This is a genomic window from Thalassobacterium maritimum, assembly GCF_031127805.1.
GTDB lineage: Bacteria > Verrucomicrobiota > Verrucomicrobiia > Opitutales > Coraliomargaritaceae > Thalassobacterium > Thalassobacterium maritimum.
On sequence record NZ_JARXHW010000023.1, the window covers coordinates 59919 to 73045 of the forward strand.

The 13127-nt window shown below is 49.5% G+C and carries 13 protein-coding genes and 1 pseudogene; 7 read left to right on the forward strand and 7 right to left on the reverse strand.

Annotation, left to right across the window (positions count from 1 at the left end; all coding sequences use genetic code 11):
• Positions 1 to 10 precede the first annotated feature (10 nt).
• The gene (locus QEH52_RS11040; protein WP_308950457.1) at positions 11 to 880 is read left to right on the forward strand and encodes a hypothetical protein; all 870 of its coding nucleotides are present in this window, start codon (positions 11 to 13) and stop codon (positions 878 to 880) included.
• 128 nt (positions 881 to 1008) lie between these two features.
• Here QEH52_RS11040 and QEH52_RS11045 read toward each other — a convergent pair whose 3' ends face one another.
• From QEH52_RS11045 to QEH52_RS11055, 3 genes are all read right to left on the reverse strand, one after another.
• Positions 1009 to 2289 (reverse strand): glycoside hydrolase family 71/99 protein, encoded by a 1281-nt coding sequence (locus QEH52_RS11045; RefSeq protein ID WP_308950458.1) that lies wholly within the window; start codon positions 2287 to 2289, stop codon positions 1009 to 1011.
• Positions 2290 to 2347: 58 nt separating this feature from the next.
• Positions 2348 to 2923, reverse strand: coding sequence for a PEP-CTERM sorting domain-containing protein (locus QEH52_RS11050; RefSeq protein ID WP_308950459.1), 576 nt, complete (start codon positions 2921 to 2923; stop codon positions 2348 to 2350).
• Positions 2924 to 3011: 88 nt separating this feature from the next.
• Entirely contained in the window at positions 3012 to 5504 is a 2493-nt protein-coding gene (locus QEH52_RS11055; protein WP_308950461.1) for a beta-mannosidase, read from the reverse strand.
• A 193-nt stretch (positions 5505 to 5697) separates the two neighbouring features.
• Here QEH52_RS11055 and QEH52_RS20735 point away from each other — a divergent pair.
• The 4 genes and pseudogenes from QEH52_RS20735 to QEH52_RS11070 form a co-directional block, all read left to right on the forward strand.
• Positions 5698 to 5832: pseudogene (locus QEH52_RS20735) on the forward strand (LacI family DNA-binding transcriptional regulator); the annotation flags it as partial.
• Between the two features lie 36 nt (positions 5833 to 5868).
• Positions 5869 to 6747, forward strand: coding sequence for a LacI family DNA-binding transcriptional regulator (locus QEH52_RS11060; protein WP_308950463.1), 879 nt, complete (start codon positions 5869 to 5871; stop codon positions 6745 to 6747).
• 46 nt (positions 6748 to 6793) lie between these two features.
• Positions 6794 to 7399 (forward strand): nitroreductase family protein, encoded by a 606-nt coding sequence (locus QEH52_RS11065; protein WP_308950465.1) that lies wholly within the window; start codon positions 6794 to 6796, stop codon positions 7397 to 7399.
• Positions 7400 to 7468: 69 nt separating this feature from the next.
• Positions 7469 to 7810: a DUF3127 domain-containing protein gene (locus QEH52_RS11070; protein WP_308950466.1), complete on the forward strand. Its 342-nt coding sequence runs from the start codon at positions 7469 to 7471 to the stop codon at positions 7808 to 7810.
• A gap of 203 nt (positions 7811 to 8013) precedes the next feature.
• Here QEH52_RS11070 and QEH52_RS11075 read toward each other — a convergent pair whose 3' ends face one another.
• Complete coding sequence (locus tag QEH52_RS11075; RefSeq protein WP_308950468.1) at positions 8014 to 8706, reverse strand: PEP-CTERM sorting domain-containing protein; 693 nt, start codon at positions 8704 to 8706, stop codon at positions 8014 to 8016.
• 531 nt (positions 8707 to 9237) lie between these two features.
• Between QEH52_RS11075 and aroQ the strand changes: the two genes are divergently transcribed.
• Both aroQ and QEH52_RS11085 read left to right on the forward strand, forming a co-directional pair.
• Positions 9238 to 9672, forward strand: coding sequence for a type II 3-dehydroquinate dehydratase (gene aroQ / locus QEH52_RS11080; protein ID WP_308950470.1), 435 nt, complete (start codon positions 9238 to 9240; stop codon positions 9670 to 9672).
• Between the two features lie 106 nt (positions 9673 to 9778).
• Positions 9779 to 10108: an SWIB/MDM2 domain-containing protein gene (locus QEH52_RS11085; protein WP_308950471.1), complete on the forward strand. Its 330-nt coding sequence runs from the start codon at positions 9779 to 9781 to the stop codon at positions 10106 to 10108.
• 86 nt (positions 10109 to 10194) lie between these two features.
• On the opposite strand, the gene QEH52_RS11090 is transcribed toward QEH52_RS11085, so the two are convergent.
• The 3 genes from QEH52_RS11090 to QEH52_RS11100 all read right to left on the reverse strand — a co-directional run bounded on the left by QEH52_RS11090 (position 10195) and on the right by QEH52_RS11100 (position 12771).
• Positions 10195 to 11538 carry a DUF2254 domain-containing protein gene (locus QEH52_RS11090; RefSeq protein WP_308950473.1) on the reverse strand — a complete coding sequence of 448 codons (1344 nt, stop codon included), beginning with the start codon at positions 11536 to 11538 and terminating at the stop codon, positions 10195 to 10197.
• A gap of 15 nt (positions 11539 to 11553) precedes the next feature.
• Positions 11554 to 12138: a hypothetical protein gene (locus QEH52_RS11095; protein ID WP_308950474.1), complete on the reverse strand. Its 585-nt coding sequence runs from the start codon at positions 12136 to 12138 to the stop codon at positions 11554 to 11556.
• 102 nt (positions 12139 to 12240) lie between these two features.
• The gene (locus tag QEH52_RS11100; RefSeq protein ID WP_308950475.1) at positions 12241 to 12771 is read right to left on the reverse strand and encodes a hypothetical protein; all 531 of its coding nucleotides are present in this window, start codon (positions 12769 to 12771) and stop codon (positions 12241 to 12243) included.
• Positions 12772 to 13127: the final 356 nt, after the last annotated feature.

The following is a 13127-nucleotide window of genomic DNA, read 5'->3' on the forward strand; positions in this document are numbered from 1 at the left end:
TATAATCCCGATGAACAAACAACTCTCCTTCCTACTGCTTACACTCCTCAGCTACTGCCAATTACAAGCAAAGGTCTCCGACATCTCGCTCACTCCTGAGAACTGGGAAACAGAAACAAGTACGATCCTAAAACCCAAGGGCAGCTCACTCACTGCCAAATCAATGAACAGCAGCATCTGGCTATCTCCACGAGATCAGTTGGAATACGGGGACAATTTAAGCGCTCAACTCAAATATGCGCTGCGCTCGGGGAACTTAGTCGTTCAAGCCAACTGGTTCAACGATTCGGGTGAATACCTGAAGACCACAGAATTGCATCGCACAAACTCCGAAGCGACACGCACTCAATTTGAGATCAGTAAACCGATAGAGCTTAATGACAATGCAAGCTATTACCGCCTAAAACTATGGGTAGAGGCGGACATGCCAAATTTACAAATCGAAGCCTTTGCAATCGTTGCGAGCGGAGATCAAAATCAGACCCTCCTTAAGAGTCGTTCAGACTTCGAGCCTTCAACAGATATCTCAATTCACCTTGAGAAGGATGGCGCATTACAATTGGACTTAATCAATCCTGAGAGCGTCCAAAGCGTCCATACTAAAAAGCGCTATTCAATCGAGGAACAAGGACAGCTTCATTTACACTTAGATCACGTTACGTCGAGCTCCGCATTCTCAATGCAATTACTATTATGGGACGGATCTGGCTCCTACAAGGGCTATATCGACGTCATAAAAGATGCAACAACTCCCCAAATAACTCATATAAACCTAACAGATTACGACCTGCCACATGGCTCCATGCACTATAGTATAAAATTATGGCTCTCAGGAAACGCTCACACATCCGCAGAGCTAAGGATCGCACCCAGTAAATAAGCTTCGTCAGCAAGCATCTCAAAATTCAGCACGCCGACACCGTCTTTACGTCTTAAACGTGGCTAAATTCACCTCATCAACAACACCCCACTCACTGCCGCTAAACTCACTCGCGACAAGCTCGCCGACTACAGAGATTCCAAGTAGTCAGGCTGTGCCACAGTCAAATCACTGACCTGCTCCGCAAGCTGCCTTACATTTTTCGGCACCTCTGACAATTGAGCTTCATTAGCCGAGCCCAGATAACGCTTCAAAGGCTCACGATTATCTTCGAGATTTACCGGACGTCCTGTATGCTCCCCCCACCATGTTTCAATGGCATCGATGTACTGATAGCCTAAATCGACTGTCGGCTCTAGCGCGGTGCCTTCATTAAAATCATTCCAGGTAATGAGTTGAATCACTTCAGGGTCTCCACGCCAAGAACGCAGAAAAGTGTCGCGAAGTGTGGACAAACCTTCTCTAGGTAAGGCTCGACTACCATTTCCCCATCCATTCACTCCCGAATCATCGAAGCCTGGAGCGATCATGTTCATAAAAAAATCCATTTTTCCAAGATCAACCAGACTTCTAGAATAGTCGGCGAAATCTTCAATGTAGGTCGTATCCTTGGTCCACCAAATATAGTTGGCTTCAACCCCGGGATGGTATTCTGGGTTTAAATTTTGCCGTCCATAAACAACTGGCTGACTCAAAGCAGCAAAGATCTGCTCCCACTCTTCCGGCAAGATGTTGCGAGCACCTAGTTCGTCTGAGCCCCAAAAGTTAAATTGAAATATAAAAGGCTCACCATTACGCTTCAAATACGCGGGATGCCCCGCGTATTCATTTAGTAGGTACGACAGATCCTCGGTTGCGGTCTGAACAATATCTTCACGAGTCTTAGGTTGACGATACGGCTGCCAATTCAGCTTTTCTTCATAGCAAATCGCAATCTTAAGGCCGACCTCTTGCGCTAAATCTAAAATTTGTGGAATCACAGCATCCACATCACTGCCCGGCCCATACCAAATCACGAAGAAGGCCTCAATACCAACAGCCTTAGCAGTCTCCAAATGATAGCGGATCACCTCGCGATTGTCCGAACTATACGCTCCGATCAGTGGATATTGCACTGAAGCCACATCACGCAGACCACTGCCCAGGCGTCGCTCAGGATCTTTCACAAAGTCTCCATTCCGCCATTCCCAATGTTTCCACGCGGGTAGCTTACGCGCACTCGTATGCGGATTATTAAACCAAGGCATATAGTGCGCAGCGAGCACGGTTTGCGCCGGCCCGACGTTCCAGCCAGTTTCATGACTCTCATTCACATCTGGCGACTCGCCCACAGAACAAGCAGTTAAAGCCAGTGACAGTGCACTCAGCCCGCAAGAAAGGCAGTAAGAAGTATTTGATATATATGCCATAAAAGAAGCGCGAGCCCGAATTCACGGACTCGCGACAGGTATTTCGGTGCCAATAAAATTAGTCACGATGGCGGCGACGTAAAAATATGCTAACGAGCGCGAGCCCTCCGAACATCAGTGCCGATTGACTCGGCTCTGGAACCGCGGCGACTTCAGTGAAGCTAAAGCCACTATTCACGTCTCCTTGCGTGCGGAAGCGAACATAATAACTTTCAGCACCAACGATCCCCTCGGATGTCGCAAAATCTGCAATATTATCGCTAGTGCCCGCGGTGCTATTCGAGAATGCTATCAGGTTTTTCTCATTGATATAGTCCCCGAGGGAATCAAAAAACAAGATATTAACTTGCCACTGACCATCTCCAATCTGAGCAGAGGGCGTGATATTCAAAACATTCTGCTGATCCACCTCAAACAGTGATAAACGCGTCGAAGCACCGATGTACCAATCCGCCCCAGCATCGCCACCAGAATCAGTACGCGTCAAGCTGACGAGATCTCCGTCGGAAGACGATACCATGTTGCCAAAGGATGCAAAATTGCTGGCATCGGCTCCAGTATCGGTAAATGAAGCAGCCTGCAAAGACATTGCAGAGGCGGCGAATAGGGTGAGTAGTGATTGAGTATTTTTCATTTTTTATTTCATTTAGGGGTTACACTTTGAATCAACGGTCGTTCGAATGATTCATAAATTTTTTCGGCGAACAGCAACACAACCTGGGCTATTCCTCATAGGTATCATAGTAGGAAAAGACTTTGAGCTTTCGTTTGAAATCATCTAGGGACAGAGGTTCTAACACCCGAATAAGCACCTTTTTCACTTCCGAAGGAAAGAGCTCGAAGGCATTGTCCGAAGCTCGAAATTCCAGGGCATCATCCAAATTGAGGAAGACTTGATAGGCGATCACATCAGACTGCAAGGTAAGCTCAAATTGCTGAGCGGCCAATTCAACGACCTCCAACTGATAACTAGGCTTTTGAAATTCTAAATGGCGCGGTGCAGAAAAGAAGGTGGTATTACAACTCTCCTCATTATCAGGAGCTGAAAGGCGCGTGCGAAGCACCAAATCATCTCGTCCATATTCCTGAATCGCGGCCTCACAATCAACGGTGTCATACAACTTGGCCTCTCCTGCCAGCAGCTCGACGACTCCACCGCCGTCAGCCACTTGCTTGCCGCTTTGTATACTCCAGAGAGCCCAAGATAATTCCCCAGTAACCGAACAGGGACCATCGTAAATAGTGTGCACCTCCATCGCATTGATGTCACTCACACGATAATTATTGCTCCAAATCACCGTCTCTTCGCCGACGCGCTTTACGGAAACCAACAGTGGAGCAAAGAACCGCCGTGCCGCATATTGTAGCACCTTCCAGCGTCCGCCAAAATCAAGACTCGACCAAGAAGCAACTGGCCAACAATCGTTTAACTGCCAATAAAGCGCTCCCATTGTACGAGGCATATTACGGCGCATGTGCTCAATACCGAAACGTAAACAATAGGCTTGGTTCAGCTGCGATAAATAAACTGTCGACTCGTAATCCTTAGGGAAGCGATACAGAGTGGATATATAGTGAAAGATAATCTCATTGCCGCTACCATTTTTTTGGTGACAATTCATATCAGGGCTAAAAATATTCCGACTTTTGGTGAAAGTAGCCGCAGTTTCAGGCCATGGATATGCTTGCATACCAAATTCCGAAAAGAAGCGGTGCTCAAGCGCTTCATAAGCTTCGACTGGCTGACGCGCGGCCCATACGCCCCAGAAGTGGGTATCGCCAGAATCCACATTATCTGTAAACCCCATCGGGTCTTGAGGATTCCAACCTGAGCTGGGCCAATAAGCACTGGCCCCACCATGTGTTTCGATCACCTCAGGTAAGATCTCATGAAAGAGCTTCACATAAGCCTGCGCCTCTTCTGGGTGATCACGCATCTTTTCCCAGTGCATTTGCACAATCTCATTATTACCGCACCAAAGTGCGAGATGACTATGATTCCTTAAACGACGGACTTGGTAAACCGCTTCTTCACGCACCGATGCTAAGTAGGCTTCATCCCCCGGATACGTCCAACAGGCGAACATAAAATCGTGCCAGATCAATAGGCCATTCTCCAGGCATCGTTGAAAGAAAGTATCACTCTCATACACGCCTCCGCCCCAAACACGAATCATGTTCATGTTGGCATCACGCGCAGAATCAAGCGCATCCATTGCCAATTCTTCACCTTCATTCACAAAACAATGTGAAGGAATCCAATTGGCTCCTTTAGCAAAGATCACGCGACCATTGACCTTGAACTGAAAGCTCTCGCCCCACTCGTCCTTTTGGCGGTCGAGCAAGACTTCACAAAGCCCCAAAGCTTGACTGCGCGAATCCAAGAGCGCACCTGCTTCATCAGTCAGTTCCAACTCAAGTCTATAAACAGGCTGTGCCCCCTGCCCATTTGGCCACCAGAGCTCTGGTTTTTCAACCATCAACACCAAGCCTTCTACTTCTCGGCTTGAGCTTTCTGCAACAATGACATCCCCGAACAAAAGACGTGCAGTGCACAAAGTGGACTCCCCAGCTCCTAGTAACTCAGGAATTACCCGCACACTCACTCCAGCAGGAGAATGTGTTTGTTCCACTTTATAATCCTCAATTCGTGCACTTGACCAAGCTTCTAAATAAATATCACGCCAAATACCACTGCTTGCGAAACGTGGCCCCCAGTCCCAACCAAAGGCACATTGCTGCTTTCGAATCTGCTGCCGGCCGCCAATCGGATCACATGCGATCGGGCTCAAAGGTTTACCTTCCCTAGCACGAATGTAATCCATCGGGTTCGCAAAACGAACCAACAACTGATTTCCCTGTTTCTTAAGTAAACCACCTACAGGACAGCGCAGCCCCACAAACATATTGCTGGTCTCCGCGATCACCTGCCCATTCAAGCTCACTGTCGCCAATGTATCCAAACCATTTGCAACTAAATCGATATGATCTGCAGCTAACAACGCATCCGAAGCATCGAACTCTGTAGAATACTCCCAATCGCACTCCTCAATCCACTGCAATTGCGCCTCGTTTTGACCATAAAATGGATCTGGAATCAGCCCCTCACGATGCAAGTCTGTGTGCACACAACCTGGCACCTTAGCAGCATATCGAACAGACTCATCGCATCGACCAAAAGTCCAGCCAGAGTGAATTTTAAAAGAAGTAATCATGTGTGGAGCCCCCCAGCGCAGCGTATGTCCAGCAAGCGATCAACGAATTGGGGGTATTAGTATTAATAGGGTATCGAAACGAATCAGTTCACCTTACAGTGCAATATTGACTAAAATAATAAAGCAAGTTGGAGGTTTACGTAAAGCGACTGATAACATATCATGCCATCAATCTCCATAAACAAGGTTCAACATGCCCCCAAAGGTCAGCCTCCAAAATATAGCCGACGCCATTGGCGTCTCCAAAATGACGGTTTCACTTGCCCTAAGAAAGCACCCAAAGATACCGGAAAGCACGCGACAGCGAATCACAGCTAAAGCTGAAGAAATGGGCTATCTCCGCAAGCCTGAGATTTCAAAACTAATGGCTGCAATACGCAAAGAAAATGCTAGCGAGCGCGGCTTGCCACTGGCTTATATCACAACAGGCAGCCATCCCAACGAATGGAAGAAATCCGCCACCGAACTCAAATACTGGGAAGGTGCCCACAAACAGGCCAAAGCTTACGGATACTATTTAGATACGTATTGGCTCAACGAGCCAGGCATGACCGAGCAGCGGATGAGCAAAATCCTGTGGAGCCGAGGCATACAAGGCATCATATTACACCCATTTTCTGGCTCGTTGTCCAAACAGGACGCAAGACCGCCGCTAAATATCATGTGGGAGCGTTTCGTCACGGTCGCAATGAGTGACACATTTATGAATCCCATTTTAAACCGAGTGATTCATGATCACTACACATCGATTCTCTTAGCAATGGAATCGCTCACTCAAAAAGGCTACACGCGAATTGGCTTTTGCCTATCCGAGGATATGGACTTGCGTGTCAATCAACGCTGGCAAGCAGGCTTTCGTGTCTACCGCGCCAACCACCCAATCGCCCGCATCGAACCTTTAATCTTAAAACATCCTGACACGGCCTCGATCGGTAAATGGATTCAAAGTAAACATCTGGATGCAGTCATCGGAGCCAGCAGTCAAATGCCTGAGCATTTACGGCTACTAGACATCCAAATCGGCACAGACCTAGCCTACGCGGACCTCGACCTCGACTTTGAAAATCCAGCCTACAATGGCATTAGCGGAATCGATCAAAATTCGAATATGCTAGGGATTGCCGCAGTCGACCTATTAATGTCTGGTATTCAGCGCAATGAAAATGGAGTGCCCAAAATCCCACTGACTATTCAAGTGGAAGGGAGCTGGCAAGACCGAGGCAGCACGCCGAACAAGAAATAGACATCGCTTTCTTGCAATATCTACGCGCAATCACACATTTCGCCCAATGGACACTACCACCGCAATTCACCAACGACGCTCCGTCAAACACTACGATCCGAATCATCAGATGTCGGAAATCGAGATCCAAGAGCTGCTGGAGCAAGCGCTGCTCTCCCCCACCTCCTTCAACATGCAAAACTGGCGTTTTGTGGTGGTGACCGACCCCGAGAAACGCGCCGCCATCCAAGCAGCCGCTTGGAATCAAGCTCAGGTCACAGAAGCCTCCATCACCATCCTTCTCTGCGCAGACCTACATGCACACGAAAATGCAGAACGCTACTGGGTCAACGCACCCGCGCCCGTGCAAGAAATGCTGGTCCCAATGATTGCTCCCTTCTACGGCAGCAACCCTCAACTGCAGCGCGACGAAGCCATGCGCTCAATCGGCATCGCCTCGCAAACACTCATGCTGGCCGCCAAGTCGATGGGCTACGACTCCTGCCCCATGATTGGCTTCGACCCCATCAAGGTCGGCGAAATCATTCAACTGCCCGAAAATCACGTCATCGGCATGATGATCACTGTCGGCAAAGCGATCAAAGACGCCAACGCACGTGGAGGGCAGCTCCCCTACGAAGAAGTCGTCTTCCGCGACAGCTTCCCCGCATAGCCGCAGCATTCCACTAATTTTGACTAAAAAAGTTTTGCTTCTCCAGCAGCACAACCGTTCACTCCTCAGATGTACGAATTATCCGGAACAGTAAAAGTAATTTTCGACGAACAAACCTTTGGCAGCGGCTTTAACAAGCGCGAATTTGTCGTCACCACCGCCGACGACAAATATCCACAAGACATTAAGTTCGAGTGCCTTAAAGAAAAGGTCGAACTGGTCAACAAGCTCAAGACCGGCGACAAGGTCAAAGTGACCTTCGACATCAATGGTCGCGAGTGGAACGAGAAATACTTCGTCAATCTCAAGGCTTTCCGCATTGAAGCCGCAGGCGCAGCCGGCGGCAACAGCGATGAGCCCCCCCCATTTGATCCCTCCGACGAAATTTTGGACGAAGAGCCTCCTTTTTAAGCGGCTTAAACGCAGCAAAGCGCGCCAAAGTCCCACAAGCCACAAGCCCGTGTCTGCCCGCCCTCACTGAGGACTTAGCAGCGGCAACGGCCCCGCTCACTTAAACACGAGCGGGATAGAATTCAAAAAAACGGCCCCTCCTCACGACTCAATATGAGTTGCAAGGAGGGGCCGTTGTGTAAAATAGTCGCTAGAAGCAGGCCTTAAGAACGCTTCGAGCGCTTAAATCCGACATACGACAAGCCCAGTAGCCCAATCAAGAGTGCACTCGTGCTAGGCTCTGGCACGGCAGTCACAACAATATTGTCGAAGGAAACAGCGCCCAACACACCTGCCGTGAGCACACCAGTGGCATGACCTACATACAGATCAATACCGATATTCTCGCCGGCCTCAGCAAAACCTGCAGTGAAGGTGTAGGTAATACTCGTCGTTCCTGCGTCAAAAATGCCTAGGTCCAACAATGAATCACTACCATCCGCATAAATCGTACTCCCCCCACTGCGCAGGCCGATCCCCACTCCAGCGTCTGACAATAAATCGACGCTCAAAATATCCGCCGATGTAAGATCTGCAGTTAAGGTATAGGTCCACCCCTCCACAAAGGTAGCACCAATATTGTTCTGATAAACAGAGGCGGAGCCCATGCCTATAACGCCTCCACCGACATCAGCAGCCACCAGAGCACCGACAGTCGCATCTCCGGTCAGCCCATCCCCAATCACAGCGGAGGGCGCACCTATATCTGTAAGCAAAGCATCACCGGATAAATCGACCCCACTCGCGCTGACTGACCAAGGCCCAGTTCCAAATACTCGATCATAGCTACCGAAAACCCCAACAGCGGGCGTCTCCGTATCGGCATTATCCACGGATGAAAAATCAAAATTTTCCACCGTAATATTGGTCGCCGCACTTGAAACAATTGGAATACTAACGGAAGCTACACATAAACATAACACTGACGAACAGCTCCGATTTAGCAGCAATCCAGACAAGGAGCTTCGACGCTCCTCTCCACTTCGAACATCACATAACGATTCATTCATAACAATCTCTTTCTTTTAGAGTTAACGTTGATAGATCTAGACAAAAATAGCCAATATGGAAAATAAGAGGAGGGTAAAAAATGGCTATGCACACTCGAACAAGAAAAGTCATAGACCCCTCAAGTAACGAGCCGTAAGTAGTACAACATTAGCAGAAGAAATTAGCAATTACTAAAAGAACTATTATCGACCAAGCTCCAAGGTCCCTCAGACTACACGAGGCACCCGCGTGCTTATGATTTACGAATCAAATGCCCGAATTCGCCACATGTATTTGCATAGACAGCACAAGCGCATTAAATACACGATTCACAGCCAAAGAGCGTTGCCAGCAGGCACAAAACACTCGTAAGCTTCACGATTTTTTACAGCAATCACATGAAACGCATCGTCATTATCAACGGGCCGAACCTCGATCGGCTCGGCATACGCGAGCCAAGCATCTATGGCGACCAAACCCTGACCGACCTCGAAAACCTCTTAACCGAAGAGGCAGAAAACTTGGGAGTGCAGGTACAATTCTACCAGAGTAACCACGAAGGCTTTATCATCGATGAAATTGGTGAATACGCCGACTCCGAGGTATTTGGCCTGATCATCAACCCAGGCGCGCTCACTCATACCAGCCTCGCGCTCCACGATGCATTGGCCGGCTGCGACATACCGACGATTGAAGTGCACATCAGCAATATCTACCGCCGCGAGGAAATTCGGAAGCACTCACTCACCGCACCAGCCTGTATTGGCGTCATCTCAGGCCTCGGCTTCGACGGCTATGTCGCCGCACTGCGTCACCTCTCTAAACTCGATTAACACTCGATCCATCTCGATTCACAAGCCGTCGGCACAAGTGCGCCGCAGCCCAAAATCAATATATCAGGCATTCGCCTACAAAATAAAATAAACAAAACACAACATCATGGCAGACGAACCCAAAGGACTCAACAAGCCCGTCAAACTCAAAGCCGAACTGGCATCCTTCCTTGGAGCCACGGAGCTCCCACGCACAGAGATCACTAAGAAGCTCTGGGACTACATCAAAGGCGAAGGCCTCCAGACTAAAACCGAGAATGGTAAGCCTGAAAACGCAGGTAAGTTCATCGTAGCCGACGCGAAATTGCTCCCGATCCTCCGTAACACGAACTCTACCAGCAAGTCCGGTAAAGTCACAGACCTACGCAACCTATCCGAAGGCGAAACCATCAACATGATGCAAATGGCCGCTGTGGTGGGTGCCAACGTCGAGTAAGACGCTCCACATCCCACACTTTCCAACGGCGACCTCACACAGGGTCGCCGTTTTTTTGTGCCACCCTCATGCCGGCGCCCCTCTCGCTACACTGCCTGTAAATGCACCTTGGCGGCGGCCTGATATGCCTGCCGAATCTGCTCACGGTCCCCCTCGCAACTCGCACAAGATTCACTCTTTGCCAGCAATTCTTTAGCAAAACCAGCCAGCACATCACGCCTCGCCCCATCGAGACTGGCGTCGGCTCCGATCTTTTGCAGCGCCAGAAAGATACGACTCACCACATTCACATCCTCACGCCCATAGTGGTGAATCTGCTGGAACGCAACCCGCAGAATCTCTTCAAATGTATGCACCGGCGTGATGACTCGTAGCTTCCCTGCAGCATCGGCTCGATACGACGAGGGAAAGGGCCGGCCAGCCACTGCGCACAAAGAAGTCGCTAAATAGTCGACACACTCGATGGCGGTATGCGGATCATTGATCCCTGGCGACAGAGCACGGATCGCCATTTCCGCCAGCTGCTTGATCGGAAACAACATGTCTTGCTCGCTAGTGGGGAAACGGCCAAAGACAAAACACGCCAACAAGGCATCGGCCAACTCTTCGCTGAGCTCTGTGTCCGAAAAAGCACGGCAGATCATCTCGCCCCGCAGCAAAAAGGCACCCGGCTGCACTTGCAGTTCGAGCACCAATCCCTGCTCGACCGCAAAGTCCAGCAAACGATCGCTACGCACCGCCTGCAAATAGCCCGGCTTCTTCGCGCGCAGGGCACTGGCCTGCTGGCCCTCCAGCGCCGCAGCAACGGCCGCCTCGTCCGCTAAGTGCTCAGGCGTCTCCAGTGGCTGCGCCAAGTCCTCCGGAAAAACCGCGTCCACCAGTGCACTTAAGTCATCGTGCACACGCTCCAAAATCGACTGCACCTGAATCGTGACCGAAATATGATGAATAAAATAAATCATCATACCGATGCAGACCACAGCAGCCAACAGCGCCACCAGAATGGACAAGTGAGGCACAAAATCCACCTCGCCAGAGTGGATATTGCGCATAATCAAGATGCTATATATAAAGCAGCCCGCAAAAGAGCCGATCACAATTTGGCTTGGGCGGTCCTCAATAAAATTCTTCACCAAGCGCGGGCCATACTGCTGCGAAGCCAGAGTCAGCACCACCACCGTGGTGGAAATCAGCACCCCCGCCACCGTAATCATCGAGCCTGCAATAGTGGAGAGCACCGCTCGCGCACCATCAGGACTGCTCGCATAGAGCCACTCGAAATCTTCGAGCCGTTCATTTAGGCCCAACAAGTGATCCGTGCCCGTCAGCACAAAAGCAGTCAGGATCGCCAACAGAAAAAGCCCCGCTGGAATAAACCAAAACGACTGAGTGATACGTCGGAAGAATAGTAGAAAGAGGGACTTGTTCATCGCTAAGCAAGCAGACTAATTCAGATCAAGACTGGCGCCTGACTCGCATTCGCGGGATCGAGCGGACGAAGTGGAGACCTGCGACTGGATTACAGGTGCGGTGCCTGACTTGCCCTCGGGTAATGGCTCGCCGAGATACCAGTCGAGTGTCCAGTCTTCAATTTCTTTCATCTGTTTGGATTTCCCAAAATAAACGCCGCCGAACCCACGACCACCTTCTGTCGGGTAAAAAGTGACGTGAAGATAGCCTTCATATCGAATCTCTATACTCAATTCAAACACAGCATCTCCTTCTATTATTTCCATTTGCTGCCCCGGCAAAATCTCACTTTTCCCATGGCTTTCAGTCTGCGTGACAAAAACGCCTATTTTCGCATCAGGATGGCTCCTGAGGGAGTAAGTTCCTTTGACTATCACAGTCTCGCCAGTCTCAAATCCGGAAGATGATGCCTTCACTTCTTTGATTTCGATGCTATCGCCATATCTAAATAGCTGTGGCCCGATTTTGTAGCCGACATCTCGTAAATCGGCACTCGCTACCAGTGACAAAAGAAAAAGGAATGGGGTTATCACGAGTGCTTTCATTTTATTGGATTTCATTTCGGATAGCCTGAGTCCAGCAGATTGTCACGGCGTAATCAGATGAAGACGGAAGCTGGGAACCGCTTATGACCGCAAATCACACGCTTAGTTAGCACTCAGTCATTTGAGGGTAATTTTGGCAGTCCCCGATCTCTCAGGTTTCACTTCCTTACCGTCCCACTCAAAAATTAAGTTTTCTCCTGCCGTAAACATGACATCCACTTCATTCTTAGGTTTGAGTGTGATATTATCGTTTTCGCTTAGAGTGTCTCTGAGTAATTCCACATTCGTAGTCCTATCTTTGACCAAGACATAAACGTTTCCGCTCGCACGGATCGTGAGCACATGTTCCTGCTGGGCAGGTTCCTCTTCGATGCGATTCGTAGTGTTGTTGTGACTGTTGTCATTCCATACCTTCAATTTAGCGATATCGGCCTCTAAAGTCTCTTCCAGTTGATTCAGGGCATGCTTTTCCTTTTCGAGTTCAATTTCTAATGCTTCAACTTTTTTCTTCTGAAGCACAACACTCATACTGGCTTCGACAATGGCTTTCTCAATTTGGTTTCTTTGCTCTGTCGGGACTTGTGGCTCATTCGCCAAAAGCGGGCCAATTGAAAGTGAGGCGATTAGTATGATGAATTGTAGCTTCATAATTTATTTTGATAAGCATGAGGACAGGCAACCCGCCTGACGAGTTAGAAGTCCTAGTGATTTTTCGAGTTTTACGGGCGGGTTAAATGGGTTGTCTGTGTCGTCTGGATCAGGACTCGAATGTGTAGGATGCCCAGACCGCTCAACTGCACTCATGCTTCCCACTTCGCTCCTAAGCTTCGCAGGACACGGCTGCTTTTCCAGTCCCGACCTTGTCGGGAGAGACCGCAGCGTAAAGGACTGGGTGTGATTAAAAGTGCCGGGAGATCGGGCTCTCTTCGTAGCGGGGTTCTTCAGACCCCGTATCCGCAGCCAAGCAGGCAACTAAGCCAGGCGTCTGACCGGGTCTGAAGACC